General features: G+C 39.0%; 19 protein-coding genes. 14 read left to right on the top strand and 5 right to left on the bottom strand.

The features are described from left to right. Window positions 1-333: 333 nt before the first annotated feature. The gene (locus JFV29_RS18615; RefSeq protein WP_053346861.1) at window positions 334-657 is read left to right on the top strand and encodes an iron-sulfur cluster biosynthesis family protein; all 324 of its coding nucleotides are present in this window, start codon (window positions 334-336) and stop codon (window positions 655-657) included. Between the two features lie 52 nt (window positions 658-709). Here the strand turns inward: JFV29_RS18615 and JFV29_RS18610 are convergent, their stop codons facing one another. Then, on the bottom strand, window positions 710-1621 hold the full coding sequence (locus JFV29_RS18610) for an alpha/beta hydrolase (RefSeq protein ID WP_201185707.1): 912 nt from the start codon (window positions 1619-1621) through the stop codon (window positions 710-712). Window positions 1622-1749: 128 nt separating this feature from the next. On the opposite strand from JFV29_RS18610, the gene JFV29_RS18605 reads away from it, so the two are divergent. After that, complete coding sequence (locus tag JFV29_RS18605) at window positions 1750-2010, top strand: YqkE family protein (protein WP_201185705.1); 261 nt, start codon at window positions 1750-1752, stop codon at window positions 2008-2010. A gap of 182 nt (window positions 2011-2192) precedes the next feature. Then, window positions 2193-2630, top strand: coding sequence for a MarR family winged helix-turn-helix transcriptional regulator (locus tag JFV29_RS18600; RefSeq protein WP_056525214.1), 438 nt, complete (start codon window positions 2193-2195; stop codon window positions 2628-2630). A 49-nt stretch (window positions 2631-2679) separates the two neighbouring features. On the opposite strand, the gene JFV29_RS18595 is transcribed toward JFV29_RS18600, so the two are convergent. Next, complete coding sequence (locus JFV29_RS18595; protein ID WP_056525211.1) at window positions 2680-3105, bottom strand: organic hydroperoxide resistance protein; 426 nt, start codon at window positions 3103-3105, stop codon at window positions 2680-2682. Window positions 3106-3641: 536 nt separating this feature from the next. Here JFV29_RS18595 and tnpB point away from each other — a divergent pair. Then, the gene (gene tnpB / locus JFV29_RS18590; RefSeq protein WP_201185703.1) at window positions 3642-4847 is read left to right on the top strand and encodes an IS200/IS605 family element RNA-guided endonuclease TnpB; all 1206 of its coding nucleotides are present in this window, start codon (window positions 3642-3644) and stop codon (window positions 4845-4847) included. Window positions 4848-4927: 80 nt separating this feature from the next. Here the strand turns inward: tnpB and JFV29_RS18585 are convergent, their stop codons facing one another. Next, on the bottom strand, window positions 4928-5836 hold the full coding sequence (locus JFV29_RS18585; RefSeq protein ID WP_201185701.1) for an aldo/keto reductase: 909 nt from the start codon (window positions 5834-5836) through the stop codon (window positions 4928-4930). Window positions 5837-5893: 57 nt separating this feature from the next. Continuing rightward, entirely contained in the window at window positions 5894-6055 is a 162-nt protein-coding gene (gene mciZ / locus JFV29_RS18580; protein ID WP_201185699.1) for a Z-ring formation inhibitor MciZ, read from the bottom strand. Between the two features lie 75 nt (window positions 6056-6130). On the opposite strand from mciZ, the gene JFV29_RS18575 reads away from it, so the two are divergent. Both JFV29_RS18575 and JFV29_RS18570 read left to right on the top strand, forming a co-directional pair. Continuing rightward, window positions 6131-6682 carry an NUDIX hydrolase gene (locus JFV29_RS18575; RefSeq protein WP_053346855.1) on the top strand — a complete coding sequence of 184 codons (552 nt, stop codon included), beginning with the start codon at window positions 6131-6133 and terminating at the stop codon, window positions 6680-6682. Beyond that, entirely contained in the window at window positions 6683-7861 is a 1179-nt protein-coding gene (locus tag JFV29_RS18570) for an endonuclease Q family protein (protein WP_201185697.1), read from the top strand. It begins immediately after the preceding gene. Window positions 7862-7928: 67 nt separating this feature from the next. Here the strand turns inward: JFV29_RS18570 and JFV29_RS18565 are convergent, their stop codons facing one another. Then, window positions 7929-8492, bottom strand: coding sequence for a GNAT family N-acetyltransferase (locus JFV29_RS18565; protein WP_201185695.1), 564 nt, complete (start codon window positions 8490-8492; stop codon window positions 7929-7931). A gap of 150 nt (window positions 8493-8642) precedes the next feature. Between JFV29_RS18565 and spoIIM the strand changes: the two genes are divergently transcribed. From spoIIM to JFV29_RS18525, 8 genes are all read left to right on the top strand, one after another. Next, the gene (gene spoIIM / locus JFV29_RS18560) at window positions 8643-9290 is read left to right on the top strand and encodes a stage II sporulation protein M (protein ID WP_053346852.1); all 648 of its coding nucleotides are present in this window, start codon (window positions 8643-8645) and stop codon (window positions 9288-9290) included. Between the two features lie 118 nt (window positions 9291-9408). Continuing rightward, a complete protein-coding gene (gene fur, locus JFV29_RS18555; RefSeq protein ID WP_053348129.1) occupies window positions 9409-9867 on the top strand; it encodes a ferric iron uptake transcriptional regulator in 459 nt (152 codons plus the stop codon). 222 nt (window positions 9868-10089) lie between these two features. Beyond that, window positions 10090-10317, top strand: coding sequence for a YqzK family protein (locus JFV29_RS18550; RefSeq protein ID WP_053346851.1), 228 nt, complete (start codon window positions 10090-10092; stop codon window positions 10315-10317). Between the two features lie 5 nt (window positions 10318-10322). After that, window positions 10323-11216, top strand: coding sequence for a site-specific tyrosine recombinase XerD (gene xerD, locus JFV29_RS18545; protein ID WP_201185693.1), 894 nt, complete (start codon window positions 10323-10325; stop codon window positions 11214-11216). A gap of 309 nt (window positions 11217-11525) precedes the next feature. Next, on the top strand, window positions 11526-12713 hold the full coding sequence (gene deoB / locus JFV29_RS18540) for a phosphopentomutase (protein WP_201185691.1): 1188 nt from the start codon (window positions 11526-11528) through the stop codon (window positions 12711-12713). 16 nt (window positions 12714-12729) lie between these two features. Continuing rightward, a complete protein-coding gene (locus JFV29_RS18535) occupies window positions 12730-13542 on the top strand; it encodes a purine-nucleoside phosphorylase (protein WP_053346848.1) in 813 nt (270 codons plus the stop codon). A 72-nt stretch (window positions 13543-13614) separates the two neighbouring features. Then, entirely contained in the window at window positions 13615-14919 is a 1305-nt protein-coding gene (locus JFV29_RS18530; protein ID WP_056525190.1) for a pyrimidine-nucleoside phosphorylase, read from the top strand. Between the two features lie 243 nt (window positions 14920-15162). Continuing rightward, window positions 15163-16329: a D-alanyl-D-alanine carboxypeptidase family protein gene (locus JFV29_RS18525; protein WP_201185689.1), complete on the top strand. Its 1167-nt coding sequence runs from the start codon at window positions 15163-15165 to the stop codon at window positions 16327-16329. Window positions 16330-16352 lie beyond the last annotated feature (23 nt).

Genomic DNA, 16352 nt, shown 5'->3' with positions numbered 1-16352 from the left:
TGGCGGGATTCATAATGATAATGAGCTTATCCAAAGATCCATATCGTCGCTTGTTTTTAACAGGTTCACTATATCCGTCTCGCCGATATAGCGGGCGTAAGGTTAATAGAATAATAGTGGAAGGGCTGTTTCCTAGAGATAGGCCTTTTTTTTTATCGAAAATAAGAGGAAATACGAGGAACATTGGGCTGTGATTTTCTTAATGGAAGCAACATTGGTGGAAAGGACCTTCATTTGAGTATCTTGAAAATGGCATAAAGCAGTTTCATTAACAGAAACGTTTTTATCGTTTATAATGAGGGAACGAAAACACATGAGGAGGTATGTAAAATCATGTATATTGAATGGACGGAAAGAGCGGCAGATAAAATAGCCGATAAGATACAGGGGCAAGAAGGATTTTTACAGTTAAAATATGACACAGATGGCTGTGGCTGCGTTGTGAGTGGTGTGACAGCCCTATGGTTAGTCAACGAACTTGATGAAGGTAACGAGAGAGTGGAAACAAACGGAATCTCTCTATACGTAGAAAAGTCAAAAATGATTTTTCTCGATGAAGTTATGAAAATAGACTTTGTACCGGAAGCGAACAGCTTTCAGTTAAAAAGTCCGAATCAAATCTTAAATCCGAGAATGAGCTACTTTAATAAAATCTAAAAGAAGAAAAAGAGAGGATATCAAGCTTTCATGATAGGTATCCTCTCTTTTTCTATCTTAATACAAGCTGTTTAAGAAACTGATCAATTTGTTCTTCATATTCTTTTGGATTTTCATTATAAGATTGAGCGTGGGCGCCCTTTTTAGCAATGTACAGCTGCTTTGGCCCCTCTTTTGCTGCATATAATTCCGTTGTCATGGAAACGGGGATAAAGGTATCATGTTCACTATGAATGAACAGTACTGGTTTTTTAATATTTTTTATATAATTAATCGGTGACACTTCTTTAGTCCAATATCCGTCACGAAGTTTGATGAACGTACGACCAAGCGGAAACACGGTCCAAGATGGTAAAGGGATTTCCGCGCTGATTTGGTGTTTGATCTGCTCCTCAAAGTTTGAAAATGGGCAATCGGCAATGTAAAAATCAGCGCCATCTTCAAGCATCCCGGCATACAGAAGCAGAGTTGCGGCTCCCATGGATTCCCCATGAATGCCAATGTGAAGGTCGTCGGAGCCTTTACGTCTTTTCAATTCGTCGATCACGGCCTTCAAATCGAATTTTTCATAATGGCCATAACTGCTAGTCTTACCACCAGAATCTCCATGACGGCGATGATCATAAATGATAGCATTGAAGCCGCGCTTAAGAAAAATGTTCATGTACTTAATCGAATTAATTTTGTTCTCCGTCACACCATGTGAAATAATAATCCACTTATTCGTCTCAAACGGTTCGATAAACAAACATTTCAAGGAATATCCGGATGGTGAAGGTACCCAGATTTCAGTTTTAGGTAGGATATCAAAATCCTCTTTAATTAGACGTTTAGCCATAATTTCACGATTCTGGATAAAATCATCTTCCTTCTTTTTCATGTACATGATCCGATTAGAAAAATAAATGCCGACGCCGATGATATAGGTCAGAATTCCAGCCAATGCAAGCCACCATTTTTTCATGAAAATCCTCCTCAGTTATTTTCTTTATTTTACCATGAGGGAAATGGAGAAAACACTGTTTGAAAATCATAACGAGAGAAACCGCAGTCGTGATATAATAATTTCATAATGGCTAGGAGGTTTTAGGGATGAAAAAGAAACAGTCGCGGAATCAAAATCAAAGCAAAATACAAGATAAAGAGTCATCATCATTGAAACTTGGTGATATGCTTAATCAAGATATCATGTCCCAGCTTCGTCAAAAGCAAAAAGAACTGAATGATGCTGAACAAGAGAAAAAAGCAGCGGAAGAAGAAAAAAAACGCGAAGAAAGAAAACGGCGTGAGAAAAATAAATCATTCGAAGAGCTGCTGGGAGAAAGCAATCTTAACTGGAAGAACTATAAATAATGTAAAAAGGGAGCAGACTTGGTACTGTCTCCCTTTTTGATAAACCACTCTTTCTGAAAGAGTACGCCGACATTTATTCAATAACGAATATTGCTTTATTTTATAAAGTATAACGATTATATTAAAGATAAGTTTGATATGTATTCACAATATCAAACGGACTACTACTAGCTGGTGATATGATGGAAAAAAGATTAGAAAATGTACTGGAAAACCAATTATGTTTCCTGCTTTATGCAAGTTCAAGGGAAATGACGAAAAAATATAAACCGCTGCTTGATAAACTCGAAGTGACATATCCACAGTACCTCGTTCTCCTTCTACTATGGGAGCAGGATACACTTACAGTTAAAAAATTAGGGGATTTACTTGCCCTCGACTCAGGAACGCTTACCCCCATGTTAAAACGAATGGAACAGAATGGCTTAATTGTCCGTGAACGTTCCACTCAAGATGAACGGTCTGTCATGATTCAGCTGACCGAAAAGGGAAAGGGTTTACAGGAAGAGGCCTGTTTCATTCCCGATCGCATTTCAGCTATGTCGGGTGAGGATAAGAGGGTGGTTGAGGATTTGAAAGCTTCGCTGCTCCAACTGTTGACAACATTACAGAAATTTTAGCGAAAAGAAAAAACGCTTGGGGAGCCCAAGCGTTTTTTTGTCGGATATATTAATCTACATCGATTTCAATAGTGACGTCCACATTGCCGTTGATTGCTTTTGAATAAGGACACATTTGGTGCGCTTTATGAACAAGGGTTTCAAACGTCTCTTTATCGATCCCAGATCCTTTCACAGCTAAAGTGACAGCCAAGCTGTACTGATGCATCTCACCCATCAATAAACTGACACTAGCAGTGACTTTAGAATCAAATTTAATGCGTTCAATTTTACCAACGGATTGCAAAGCACTATCAAAACAAGCAGCATACCCAGCTGCAAAGAGCTGTTCAGGATTAGATGCTTCAGGCATCTTATTAGCCCTCGGCGTTCCAGGCATCGCAATATCAACTGTGAAGTTTCCATCGGCAGAAATGGCCGTTCCTTCTCTTCCCCCATCAACCGTTACAGACGTAGTAAATAATGTTTTTGTCATCATTTTTCTCCTTTGCTTCATATTTAGATTGTGCACAATTTAATTGTATAGCATGTATTTAAGAAAAGCAACAGAAAAGAATTTGTGAAAATCATTAGGAGTGATAACAATATTGCGCAAACCTAAAAAATAGAGACAATAAAATAAAAACAGAATATCAAGAATGGTAAATGTTGGAAGAATGCAATTAGATGGGTTTAAGCTTGGTCTAAGTTGAAGGGTTTCCCTATTAAATAAGCAGATGGAAAAACGGAGAGATCAGTGCAGTATTATGATGAAGATAGCGATAGGGTTTAAGCGATAATAGACTACCTCAGCCCGCTGTTTTAAGGGAATAAGGTAGCCTATTAATGCTGTGTTATATTTTTCTTTGAAATACTAGGTTAGTTTAAGGTCTCCCTTTTATCATTTCCCGCCAGAAGACTCCCTCTTCAAGCATGTGAAAGGCGAGATGAATGGCAGTTGGCATAAGCCAAAGTAATGTTTTTACAAACATATGTTCGATGTTTAATAATAACAATAAGGGGGTGAAACCAATGGTCGTAAACAAAGCTTATAAATTTCGAATCTATCCAACTAAAGAACAACTAGTTCTAATCAATAAAACGATCGGCTGCTCCTGTTTTGTTTATAACTTCTTTTTAGGCAAACAAAAGGAGAAAGATGCCTACTGGTATATTTGTGAAGAAATGAAGCAGAACGGCCAATTAACCTCTAATGAATGGAAAGGTTCTTTTCTGAATAAATACGCAACAATCAAAGAACTTCCAGCTTTAAAGAAAGAGTATTCTTTCCTGAAAGAAGTAGACAGTATTGCCTTACAGAAATCGGTGGAAAATTTAGCAGATTCCTATAGTCGATATTATAAAAAGCAAAACAAGTCACCACGCTTCAAATCGAAAAAGAATCCTATCCAGTCCTATACGACTAAACAGACGAATGGGAATATTGGAATTGTTGGAAACAAAATCAAATTGCCAAAACTCGGTCTAGTTCGTTTTGCTAAAAGCCGCGAAGTCGAAGGGCGAATCATCAATGCCACAATCAGGCGGAACCCTTCGGGTAAATATTTCATTTCCGTTTTAGCGGAAACCAATGTACAAGTACTTTCTAAAACGAATCGTTCGTGCGGTGTAGATGTTGGTTTGAAGAATTTTGCTATTCTTTCAGATGGTACGGTCTATCAAAACCCAAAATTCTTCCGGACGGTCGAAAAGAAATTGGCCAAAGCACAACGGATTCTTTCAAGGCGACAAGAAATAGCCTTGAATCAAAATAAACCATTGGCTGAAGCTAAAAACTATCAAAAACAAAAACGAAAAGTGGCTATCCTACACGAAAAAATTTCAAATGCCCGAATGGATTACTTACATAAAGTTTCTACCGAAATCATCAAAAACCACGATGTGATTGGAATGGAAGACTTGCAAGTGTCGAATATGATGAAAAATCACAAACTAGCTAAAGCTATTAGTGAAGTATCTTGGTACCAATTCAAAAAAATGTTGGAATACAAAGCAAAATGGTATGGTAAACAAATCGTGACCGTATCTAAAACGTTTGCTTCTAGCCAATTGTGTTCTAGCTGCGGTTACCAAAATAAAGACGTTAAACATCTGAATCTTCGTGAATGGGATTGTCCTTTTTGTACTACTCACCACGATCGAGATATTAACGCAGGACTCAATCTAATGAATGAAGCCATAAGGCTTCTAACCGTAGGAACTACGGGAGTAGCCTAATTAAAAATTGGCCGATAGGCTAATGTTCTTAGGAATCCCCCACTTCAATCAGACCGTAAGGTCGATAAGTGGTGGGTAGTTCAATCCCGATGACTTTCATATTTGTTTGCTTTGGTCAACTGCTTCAACACATCAAGTTCAGCTTCAGTAAGCGAAGAGCTGTTAACGGCACGGCAGTTTTCATGGAGCTGCTGCACTGAGCTTGCTCCAGGTACGACAGCAGCAACGCTTTGGTGTGACAATACAAATTGCAGGGCCGTATCATTCAACTTTCTGCCGGAAAGCTTGTCCTTTAATTGTGGAAGCAGATCTTTAAGTTCTTGATAACTATAGTCAAGATAACCATCTTCATTTGCCTTTTCAAGCATTTTCTCACTAAGCAGTCCTTTGGCAAGGGGGCCACGGGCAATGATGCTGATCTGTTTGTTTTCCAAAAGAGGCATCCACTCTTCTGGGCGGCGGTCGAGTAGGCTGTATTGCATCATCACGGAGTCAAGATCAGACTTATCGGTAAATTTCTTAATTACGTTGGGGCGAATTGAGGAAATTCCATAGTACCGGATATAGCCTTCCTTTTTCAACTCCTCAAATGCTTCAACTGTTTCTTCGATATTGTCTGAAATCGTGCCCCCGTGCAGCTGATAAAGATCAATATAATCGGTTCCTAGCCGTTTTAAGCTGTCCTTTACTGCCGTTTTGATATGGGTGCCAGATGGATCCCAGCTCCAACTATCCTTATTTTCATTCCAGCGGTTTCCGACCTTCGTGGCTATGTATACTTGGTCGCGGACCGATTTTAAGTTTTTTCCGACGATTTCTTCATTCACACCGAAATTATATAAGTCAGCAGTATCAAAATAATTGATTCCTTCATCCAAAGCAGCCTGTATGATCTCAGATGCCTGACTTTCGACAGTACCCAATGACATGCAGCCGAGCCCGATTTCAGATACGAATAACTCTGAATTTCCTAGTCTACGATTTTTCAATTTTATCCACTCCCTTTACCTACATTGTAAAGGACAAATCCATTTCGCTCAAAGAATTCACTTGATTCGTTTTAAAGGAGAGGTTGTCTGTTGATCGGGTATGTCGGCAATCCAATCATTGATATAGACATATTTATTTTGCAATTGTTTTAGTTTTTGAATGATCTCCCAACTCTTTCCAGATAAAATGACGCCTTTTTCCAATACATAAACTTTCATCGAATCGCCCTCCATCTCTATTATGGTAAAATGTATGAAGAATAATACTGCAATTAGAACAGAGGAGTGGTCAGGATGAAAAAATTTGAAGAAAAAACGATATCTTCGGAAAAAGTATTCACCGGTAAAGTAATCAGCCTACAGGTGGATGATGTAGAGCTTCCAGATGGAAAAACAAGTAAACGTGAAATCATCAAGCATCCGGGAGCGGTTGCAATCATAGCTGTTACAGCAGACAATAAAATCATCATGGTCGAACAGTACCGTAAAGCGCTGGAGAGAAGTCTAGTTGAAATTCCTGCAGGAAAGCTCGAAAAAGGCGAACAACCGATTCTGTCGGCAGAACGGGAACTTGAGGAAGAGACAGGGTATGTATGCGAAAAAATGGAACACATCATATCCTTTTATACGTCCCCAGGCTTTGCCGATGAATTGGTTCACATTTATGTAGCCCACAATTTGAAAAAGAAAGAAAATGCGGCCCCCTTGGATGAGGATGAATTTGTCGAGGTGATTGAGCTGACGGTAGAGGAAGCTCAAACCTATATAGATGAAGGAAAAATCCAGGATGCCAAAACGGCATATGCAGTTCAGTACCTGCAGTTGAAAAAGGTGATGACTTCATAAATGAAAGAGTATTACGCTGACCTGCATATCCACATAGGCAGAACAAGAAGTGGAAAGGCCGTAAAAATAACCGGTGCTAAAACGTTGACCTTCAGCAAGGTGATACAAGTGGCAAGTGAGAGAAAAGGTCTCGATTTAATCGGGATAATTGACTGCCATTCTCCTGAAGTTATCGAAGAGATTGAAGCAGGAATTCTGGACGGGGAAATTACAGAGAAGGATGAAGGCGGTCTTCTTTACCGGAACACAACAATCATTCCAGGCTCTGAAATTGAAATTTATGATCAGCATTGTAATGGCCCAATCCATGTTCTTGCCTATTTTCCAACATTGGAAGCGATGAAGAATTTTTCGGTGTGGATGAGCGGTTATGTTAAAAATATCACCTTAAGCTCTCAAAGAATTTATTGTGACGGAAGAACACTGCAAAAAATAGTAAAATCACTTGGCGGCTTGTTTATCCCAGCACATGTTTTTACCCCCTTTAAAAGTTTATATGGTAAAGGGGTAAAGTCGAGTCTGGCTGAAGTATTCGATCCAGAGTTAATCGACGCCATCGAGCTTGGGTTAAGTTCTGATACAGATATGGTCAAGGATATAAAAGAGTTGGAATCCTTTGTCTTCGTGACGAATTCTGACGCACATTCGCTTGGGAAAATAGCTCGTGAATATCAAAAAATTCGACTTAAAGAACCAAGTTTTAACGAGTTGGCAAAAGCCCTTCAAGATAAAGAAGGACGAAAGGTATCAGCCAATTATGGGTTGAATCCCTTATTGGGAAAATATCATCAAACCGTTTGTTCAGGATGTTTACATCAATTGTTAAGGGATAATGAACAATGTCCTGAATGTGGAAACAAGACTATCATTAAAGGGGTGTCGACTCGAATAGAGGAACTATCTATTCCTAAAATGAATGGAGAGAAACGAAGGGAAAGACCGCCATATATCCATCAAGTACCCCTCGATTTCATCCCGGGACTTGGTCCTAAATCAATGGAAAAACTGCTAAAGGCATTTGGAACCGAGATGAATATCCTTCATGAGGTAACCCTTGAACAACTCACAGAAATCGTTCCTGAAAAATTGGCCCACTATATCGATTCTGCCAGAAAAGGGGAGCTTACTTTTGAAGTTGGGGGCGGAGGTAAGTATGGGAAAGTAAAAAAGAACAGCTAATTATTTGTTTATGTAAGGGAACAAAAAAGAGTCCTGACAGAGGAGGTTTATACTGTCAGGACTTTTTTTAGTTTGTTGTTTTTGCATATATATAGGTGTCTCGCAATTCCTTGCCGTCAGCACTTAGACAGTCATTATGTAAAGTTCCTTCAAGAGTATACTTTAGTTTTTCGGGAATTCGTTTACTAGCAAGGTTATTAGGGTCACAGCGGATTTCAACCCGCTTTGCCCCATAATGATGAAAAGCAAATTGGGTTAACTTTTCAATCGCTTCGGTTATGTACCCTTTTTTACTGTGCATCGTATCAATCCAATAGCCAATCTCAAATTTGGGGATATCCCAGTTAATTCGGTGCAGACCAGTGGAACCGATGAATTGGTCGTCTTCTTTCCTATAAATATGAAGTCTAATATCCTCTTTTAAAATAAAGTCCGCAAAGGCTTTTAGGACGTTCTGTTCTGAGGTTTCCAAGGACGGTTCCTGATGGGCAAATGGAAGCCATTGTTTTAATTCATTCTGGGAACGGACAATGGCTTCATACACATCTTTGCCATCTCCAGGTTGACAAGGTCTTAGATATAGCCGTGGAGTTTCAATTTTTTCTGGGAAATCCATTAATATAGCTTTCATATCACACCTCCAAGTAATGGTTATGGAAAATTATAACATGATATTGCTTTGAGGTGTTCTTCCTGATTAGGGAATTCATACTTGTTTTCTTTAGCATAAATGAAAGAGTGAAAACATAGATTCTAGTAAGCGGAGTTGGGAGGATGAAAGATGAAAAAAAAATCTGTCGTACAAAATGCCGTAATGAAACACATTAACGAACATTCCTCATTATATGTCTTTATCACTGTGCTTTTTTTAATGGGTGTCATTTTTGGCGCTGTACTCGTAAATAGTTTGAGTTTTACCCAAAAAGAGGACTTGTTCTATTATTTATCACAATTTTTTGGACAAGTTACCAAAGGAGAATTTGCATCTTCGCATGATATGTTTAGCCAAAGTATTATGCATAACATAAAATATATAGGCCTCATCTGGATTCTTGGGATTTCGGTTATTGGGTTGCCGGTTATCTTGATATTGTTATTTATTAAAGGAATGGTTGTAGGGTTTACAGTCGGCTTTTTAGTTAATCAAATGGGGTGGAGCGGGTTCTTATTATCATTTGTCGCAATTCTACCACAAAATATATTCATTGTACCGATTTTCATCGTAATAACGGTCCTTGCTGTCTCGCTATCAATGAAAATGATCAGCCGGATTTTCCTCAAGCAAATTCGAGAGCCGCTGAAGCCAATTATATCACGCTATATTTTTTCATTAATTTTGTCAGGATTATTTTTAATTACAGCTGCTGTATTTGAAGCATACTTATCACCCTCTTTAATGAAAAATGTCGTCAGTTTCCTGGGTCATTGAAGGGAATTTGCTAATCACAACAATTTTTTTATCATTAACAAGAAATCTATTTTGACAGTTTTCCCTCATTTGTTATAATGGATAAGATAGCGGCGCGGGAGGGAATATAGGTATGGAAATAGAAAATAGAATTGATAGAATAAAAAAGCAGTTGCACTCGTCCAGCTACAAACTAACGCCTCAGCGAGAAGCGACCGTCCGCGTTTTACTTGAGCACGAAGAGGATCATTTAAGCGCAGAAGACGTTTACCTCCTTGTCAAAGAAAAGTCGCCGGAAATTGGATTGGCAACAGTATACCGTACGCTAGAGTTGCTGACTGAATTGAAGATAGTAGATAAAATTAACTTTGGAGACGGGGTTTCCCGTTATGATTTAAGACAAGAAGGGGCTGCCCATTTCCATCATCATCTTGTTTGTGTGGAATGTGGAGCGGTAGATGAGATTCAAGAAGACTTACTTGAAGACGTAGAATCCATTGTAGAACGCGACTGGAACTTCAAGATTAAAGATCATAGATTAACCTTTCATGGTATTTGTCATCGATGCCATGAGAAAGACGAGAATAAAGGTGAATAAAGTCGGACCTTTTCCATTAAATGGAGAAGGTTTTCTGCATTTTTAAAAGGGTAAATATCTGCAGAGCAAGGTCCATTCGACATGTAGCTGAATTCAGGAAATTAGGATAACGTCACTTTTCTCTTTTATAGCTGTTTTTACTTTCTCCTTACCGAAACATGTATAAAACTTGTCCTGTTGGGCATAGATTGATACAAAGGATCGAATGGGAGGGGAAAGGTGATGAAAACTTCATTGTCGCTTGTTCTACATACAGCTAAAGTGATGATTCTCTTTGTTAGCTTCACTATTCTTTTTTATATAGGAATGGTATGGTTAAATCAGGAATATCAAAGTTATCATCGTTATGACGAACCCAAAGGTATGGCTGTAAAAGTATCAAAGGCTGTTGATACAGGTGATGATGCATGGCTTGAACGCTTAATGTTGTTTTATTTAAACGGGGAGTAATGAATATGGAGAATCAAATTAGGGATTTTATTCATTTTTTAACCATTGAAAAAGGACTTGCCAAGAATACGCTCGTTTCTTATGAACGCGACTTAAATTCATATTGGAGCTACTTGAAAAATGTAGAAACCATTACCAACTGGAATGATTCGCGGAGGGTGAACATCTTGCATTTTCTGGTTCATTTGAAGGATCAGGGCAAATCATCGAAAACGGTAGCGCGTCATATCGCCTCCATTAGGTCTTTTCATCAATTTCTTCTCCGAGAAAGGGTGACCGACCAGGATCCATCTTTACATATAGAAACACCAAAACCAGAGCGAAGCCTCCCAAAAGTGCTAAGCATGGAAGAGGTGGAAGCGTTATTAGAGGCCCCAAAGGTAATGGATGAATATGGTTTGCGTGATAAGGCGATGCTTGAATTGATGTATGCGACAGGGATGCGCGTAAGTGAGTTAATATCAATGGATGTGAGTGATGTCCATGCATCGATGGGCTTTGTCCGCTGTATTGGAAAAGGAAATAAAGAAAGAATCATTCCAATTGGCCAAACGGCACTTGGTGCTATTGAAAATTATTTGGATAGGGCCCGAGGAAAATTTGCTAGTCCAAAGCACCGAACAGAGTCACTTTTTTTGAATCATCATGGAAACAGGCTGACAAGACAGGGATTTTGGAAGATTTTAAAGAAACTTGTGAAAACGGCGCAAATAGAAAAAGAAATCACCCCACATACTTTGCGTCATTCCTTCGCGACACATCTATTAATGAATGGGGCAGATTTAAGGGCAGTCCAAGAGATGCTAGGTCATGCGGATATATCGACGACGCAAATTTATACTCATATTACAAACGTTCGGATTAAGGATGTATATTCAAAATTTCATCCGCGAGCTTAGAAGTTTAGTAGAATGATAGAGAGGTTGTGAACTTCACTGCAAAACAGATGAAGAAAGCAGCCTTTTTCGAAATTGAAAGGGGATACAAACGGTCGATACTAAATCGCTATAGTGGACATTGTGAAGATCTAGTGATACGTTTTTCTTTCAGAAATATATTATTTGTCTCCATCATGGTAATCGTTTACAATGTAGAGAGGTCAGACTTCTGACGTTCTCGTAATTTTCATTTTATTGAAGAGTAACTAAACAGTATACGGGTAATATAGAGAGTATAAAAACTGATTTACTATTTTAGGAGGAATGAGCATGAAAGGGAATTCAGCGTTTAAACGTATTTTTGTAGTGGTTATGGACTCAGTAGGGATTGGTGAAGCACCTGATGCAGATTTATTCGGTGATAAAGGGTCAGATACACTTGGTCATATCGCAGAAAAAATGAATGGATTAAACATGCCAAATCTCGCAAAATTGGGTTTAGGCAATATCCGTGAAATCAAAGGGATTGATAAAGCGAAGCAACCGCTCGCATACTATACGAAAATGAAAGAAGCGTCTACTGGAAAAGATACGATGACTGGACACTGGGAAATTATGGGGTTGAATATATCGACTCCATTTCGTGTGTTCCCAAATGGTTTCCCAGAATTATTAGTCAATGACCTCGAAGCGAAATTGGGTCGTGGGATTATTGGGAATATCCCGGCTAGCGGGACGGAAATCATAGAAAGACTTGGCGAAGAACATATGAAAACGGGTGCGTTAATTGTTTATACATCTGCGGATTCAGTTTTACAAATCGCTGCCCATGAAGATATAGTTCCGGTAGAAGAATTATACCGAATTTGTGAGATTGCACGTGAAGTAACAATGGCTGATGAATTTAAGGTTGGACGCGTAATCGCAAGACCTTTCACAGGCCAACCAGGCAGCTTCAAAAGAACGCCTAATCGTCATGATTATGCTTTAAAACCATTTAACAGGACGGTTATGGATGAATTGAAAGATTCCGGATATGATGTTCTGGCAATCGGGAAAATTTCTGATATTTTTGATGGTGAAGGGGTCACTGAATCCTTAAGGACCGTATCTAATATGGATGGAATGGATAAATTAATCCAAACCATCGAACAGGATTTCAAAGGTTTAAGTTTCCTTAACCTGGTCGACTTCGATGCTTTATACGGTCACAGACGTGATCCAGAGGGTTACGGAAAGGCATTAGAAGAATTCGATGCTAGAATGCCAGAAGTACTCGATAAGCTAAAAGAGGACGATTTATTAATCATCACTGCTGATCACGGGAATGACCCGGTACATGAAGGGACCGACCATACACGTGAATATGTGCCATTATTAGTTTATTCTAAACGATTTACAGAAGCTGGCGAGCTTCCAATAAGAGATACATTTGCTGATATAGGGGCAACAGTCGCAGCTAACTTTGATGTGAAAATGCCTGCCTACGGAAAAAATATTTTGGGCGATATGAATTAAGGGGAGAGAAAAATATATGTTTAATAAAATAGAAGCAGCTGCCTCATTTATAAAAAGTAAGATTGATGGTTCTCCAGAAATAGGATTGATTCTTGGTTCGGGACTTGGGGTATTAGCAGATGAAATTGAGAATCCTATTACGATCCCATATCACGATATACCGGAATTTCCAGTATCAACTGTTGAGGGACATGCAGGTCAGCTTGTCATCGGTATTTTAAGCGGCAAAAAAGTTGTAGCTATGCAAGGTCGTTTTCATTTTTATGAGGGATACTCTATGGAGAAAGTCACATTCCCTGTGCGTGTAATGAAGCTTCTTGGAGTTGAGCAGTTAATTGTAACTAATGCTGCGGGAAGTGTTAATGAAAGCTATGCACCGGGAGACTTGATGCTAATTACGGATCATATCAATTTAATGGGGGCAAATCCATTAATTGGTTCAAACGAAGAGCGGTTTGGTCCTAGGTTCCCTGATATGTCAGAAGCGTATAACAAAGAGCTGCGAGCTCAAGCTAAAAAAATTGCTTCATCGCTTGGTATGGATATTAAAGAAGGTGTCTATATTGGGAATTCAGGCCCGACCTATGAAACACCCGCAGAAGTGAAAATGGCAAGGATTCTTGGCGGGGATGCAGTCGGCATGTCCACTGTTCCGGAGGTTATTGTGGCAAGACATAGCGGTATGAAAGTACTCGGTATTTCATGTCTTACCAACATGGCTGCAGGCATTTTGGATCAGCCGTTGTCACATGTAGAAGTAATTGAAACGACGGAAAAAGTAAAGAGTAGTTTTCTGGAATTCGTTAAACAAATCGTTAAAGACATTTAAAACAGTTTAAATTTAAAATAAAATAAGCACAGCTAAATGTAGCGGTGCCTTTAAAAAAGCGGGGAATCTAATATGAGAATGGTAGATCTAATCGAGAAAAAACGTGATGGTAAGGCTCTTTCTACGGAAGAAATTCAGTTCATTATCCAAGGGTTTACTGATGGAACGATTCCTGATTACCAAATGAGTGCTTGGTCAATGGCCGTTTATTTCAAAGGTATGAATGAGCAAGAACGTGCTGATTTAACCATGGCTATGGTTGAATCGGGCGATCAAATTGATTTAACTATGATTGAAGGAGTTAAGGTTGATAAGCATTCCACTGGAGGTGTTGGTGATACGACAACACTTGTTCTTGGACCTTTAGTGGCTGCAGTAGGAGTTCCGGTAGCGAAGATGTCAGGACGCGGTCTTGGCCATACTGGCGGAACGATTGATAAATTGGAATCTGTTACAGGTTTTCATGTGGAAATAGAAAATGATGAGTTTATACGACTTGTGAATAAAAATAAAATAGCTGTCATTGGTCAAAGTGGTAACTTAACACCAGCGGATAAAAAGTTATATGCATTGCGCGATGTAACGGCTACTGTTAACAGCATCGGCTTGATTGCTGGTTCAATTATGAGTAAAAAAATCGCTGCTGGTGCCGATGCAATTGTACTTGATGTGAAAACGGGTGCAGGAGCATTCATGAAAACTCTCGAAGACTCAGAAGAATTAGCTCATGCAATGGTGAGCATCGGGAATAATGTTGGGCGAAACACGATGGCTGTAATTTCAGATATGAGCCAGCCGCTAGGTTACGCAATCGGAAATGCTTTAGAAGTGAAAGAAGCAATCGATACGCTTAAAGGTGAAGGTCCGGAAGATTTAACGGAACTTTCCTTAACACTAGGCAGTCATATGGTGTTCCTTGCTAAAAAGGCAAGCTCGCTTGAAGAAGCTAGAACCCTGCTTGAAAACGCAATTAAAGATGGTTCTGCTCTTAACTCATTTAAGGTTTTCTTAGAAGCTCAGGGAGGCGATGGTTCGGTTGTAGATCAGCCAGAAAAACTTCCGCAGGCTGCCTATACTTTTGAGCTTGAAGCAAAAGAAGATGGATATGTATCAAAAATCGTTGCCGATGAAGTTGGAACAGCGGCTATGCTTTTAGGAGCCGGAAGAGCGACCAAGGAATCAGAAATTGACCTAGCTGTTGGGTTAGTACTCCGTAAAAAAATCGGAGAAGTCGTGGCAAAAGGTGAATCTCTAGTGACGATTTACAGTAATTTTGAAGATGTTTCAGAAGTAAAAGAAAAATTGTATGAAAACATATCTATCTCGAAAGAAAAAGTTGAAAAACCTACGCTTATCTATAAAGAGATTATGGAATAATGTAACTTCAAAAATGTTGCTCTTTTTTTAGAGAGTGACCTTTTTGTAACCTTAGCTAGCTTATGTAGCTAAAATAATCCCATGATTTTAAAAAGAGGATGCCTATGCGCATCCTCTTTTTATTTTTGTGTTAATTTTCCTAATAATTCTTATATTTACAAAATTTATCTTTAAATGAACTTATTTGTATAAAAATGGGTGTAATGGAAAAAATAAATCATATAAAGATTGGAGGGTATGGAGATGAAGCGGATTCTTTCTCTATTTTTAACCGTATTAATAGCTGCTGGTTTTAGCATCCCACATACAAAAGCAGCGGAAGATAAAGGAGTCGACTTAGCGGCTAATGCTAAATCTGCTATTTTAATTGAACGGGATACAGGTACCGTATTGTATGATAAAAACGCAGATGATCGTCTTTCACCGGCAAGTATGACCAAGATCATGACGATGCTGCTAATCATGGAAGCAATCGATAAAGGCGATCTTACCATGAAGGAAAAAATCAGGACAAGTGAGTATGCAGCGTCGATGGGTGGTTCTCAAATCTTCCTCGAGCCAGGTGAAGAAATGACCACGGAGCAAATGCTTAAAGGCATCTCGATTGGTTCGGCGAATGATGCATCGGTTGCGATGGCGGAACGAATTGCGGGATCTGAAGAAGAGTTTGTTAAGAAAATGAACAAAAAAGCGAAAGATCTCGGGCTAAAAAACACGAAGTTTCAAAATGTGACTGGCCTTCCTGTTAAAGATCATTACAGCTCGGCTTATGATATGTCCATCATGGCGAAGGAGTTATTGAAATACGATACAATTACAAGGTTCACGGGTACATATGAAGACTATCTCCGTGAAAATACCGAAAAGAAATTCTGGCTTGTTAACACGAACCGATTAGTGAAATTTTATCCGGGGGTAGATGGGCTAAAAACAGGATTTACAAATGAAGCGAAGTATTGCCTGACGGCTACAGCGAAAAAAGGGAATATGCGGGTCATTGCCGTCGTTTTCGGAGCAGCATCTCCGAAGGAACGAAATGCGCAGGTTACCAAAATGCTTGATTATGCTTTTTCACAATACATCACATACCCTATATATAAACGAGGCGAGATGTTAGGAGAATCAAAGGTAAGTAAAGGTCACAAGAAAATGGTTATAGGAGTAACAAGTGAACCTATTTCAGTTTTGACAACCAAGAACGGAACAGCGAAGGATTTTACAAAAAAAATTACTCTTAATAAAGATTTGAATGCACCAATCAAAAAAGGCGATCAAATTGGTACGCTTGAATTGAAGAAAAACGGTAAGGTGTATGTCGAATCGCCAATTGTTGCGAAGGAAACTGTTGAAAAAGCCAGTTGGTGGCAATTGTATAAACGGGCTTTCGGCATGTTTACTCAAGTCAAATAGAATAATTTGTCGCATTACCTGAT

Source organism: Peribacillus sp. TH16 (assembly GCF_016651095.1).
Taxonomy (GTDB): Bacteria; Bacillota; Bacilli; order Bacillales; family DSM-1321; genus Peribacillus; species Peribacillus butanolivorans.
Note: the sequence above shows the minus strand (reverse complement) of the source record. Positions and strands in the feature narration are given on the sequence as shown.

What these genes read in the sequence shown, in the direction of transcription:
- JFV29_RS18605 (WP_201185705.1), top strand. Translation starts at nt 1,750, where the DNA reads ATGAAAAAGAAACAGTCGCGGAATCAAAATCAAAGCAAAATACAAGAT.
- JFV29_RS18615 (WP_053346861.1), top strand. Translation starts at nt 334, where the DNA reads ATGTATATTGAATGGACGGAAAGAGCGGCAGATAAAATAGCCGATAAG.
- mciZ (WP_201185699.1), bottom strand. Translation starts at nt 6,055, where the DNA reads ATGAAAGTTTATGTATTGGAAAAAGGCGTCATTTTATCTGGAAAGAGT.
- JFV29_RS18565 (WP_201185695.1), bottom strand. Translation starts at nt 8,492, where the DNA reads ATGAAAGCTATATTAATGGATTTCCCAGAAAAAATTGAAACTCCACGG.
- JFV29_RS18600 (WP_056525214.1), top strand. Translation starts at nt 2,193, where the DNA reads ATGGAAAAAAGATTAGAAAATGTACTGGAAAACCAATTATGTTTCCTG.
- JFV29_RS18550 (WP_053346851.1), top strand. Translation starts at nt 10,090, where the DNA reads ATGAAAACTTCATTGTCGCTTGTTCTACATACAGCTAAAGTGATGATT.
- spoIIM (WP_053346852.1), top strand. Translation starts at nt 8,643, where the DNA reads ATGAAAAAAAAATCTGTCGTACAAAATGCCGTAATGAAACACATTAAC.
- JFV29_RS18595 (WP_056525211.1), bottom strand. Translation starts at nt 3,105, where the DNA reads ATGACAAAAACATTATTTACTACGTCTGTAACGGTTGATGGGGGAAGA.
- deoB (WP_201185691.1), top strand. Translation starts at nt 11,526, where the DNA reads ATGAAAGGGAATTCAGCGTTTAAACGTATTTTTGTAGTGGTTATGGAC.
- JFV29_RS18535 (WP_053346848.1), top strand. Translation starts at nt 12,730, where the DNA reads ATGTTTAATAAAATAGAAGCAGCTGCCTCATTTATAAAAAGTAAGATT.
- JFV29_RS18525 (WP_201185689.1), top strand. Translation starts at nt 15,163, where the DNA reads ATGAAGCGGATTCTTTCTCTATTTTTAACCGTATTAATAGCTGCTGGT.
- JFV29_RS18575 (WP_053346855.1), top strand. Translation starts at nt 6,131, where the DNA reads ATGAAAAAATTTGAAGAAAAAACGATATCTTCGGAAAAAGTATTCACC.
- JFV29_RS18610 (WP_201185707.1), bottom strand. Translation starts at nt 1,621, where the DNA reads ATGAAAAAATGGTGGCTTGCATTGGCTGGAATTCTGACCTATATCATC.
- tnpB (WP_201185703.1), top strand. Translation starts at nt 3,642, where the DNA reads ATGGTCGTAAACAAAGCTTATAAATTTCGAATCTATCCAACTAAAGAA.
- xerD (WP_201185693.1), top strand. Translation starts at nt 10,323, where the DNA reads ATGGAGAATCAAATTAGGGATTTTATTCATTTTTTAACCATTGAAAAA.
- JFV29_RS18530 (WP_056525190.1), top strand. Translation starts at nt 13,615, where the DNA reads ATGAGAATGGTAGATCTAATCGAGAAAAAACGTGATGGTAAGGCTCTT.
- JFV29_RS18570 (WP_201185697.1), top strand. Translation starts at nt 6,683, where the DNA reads ATGAAAGAGTATTACGCTGACCTGCATATCCACATAGGCAGAACAAGA.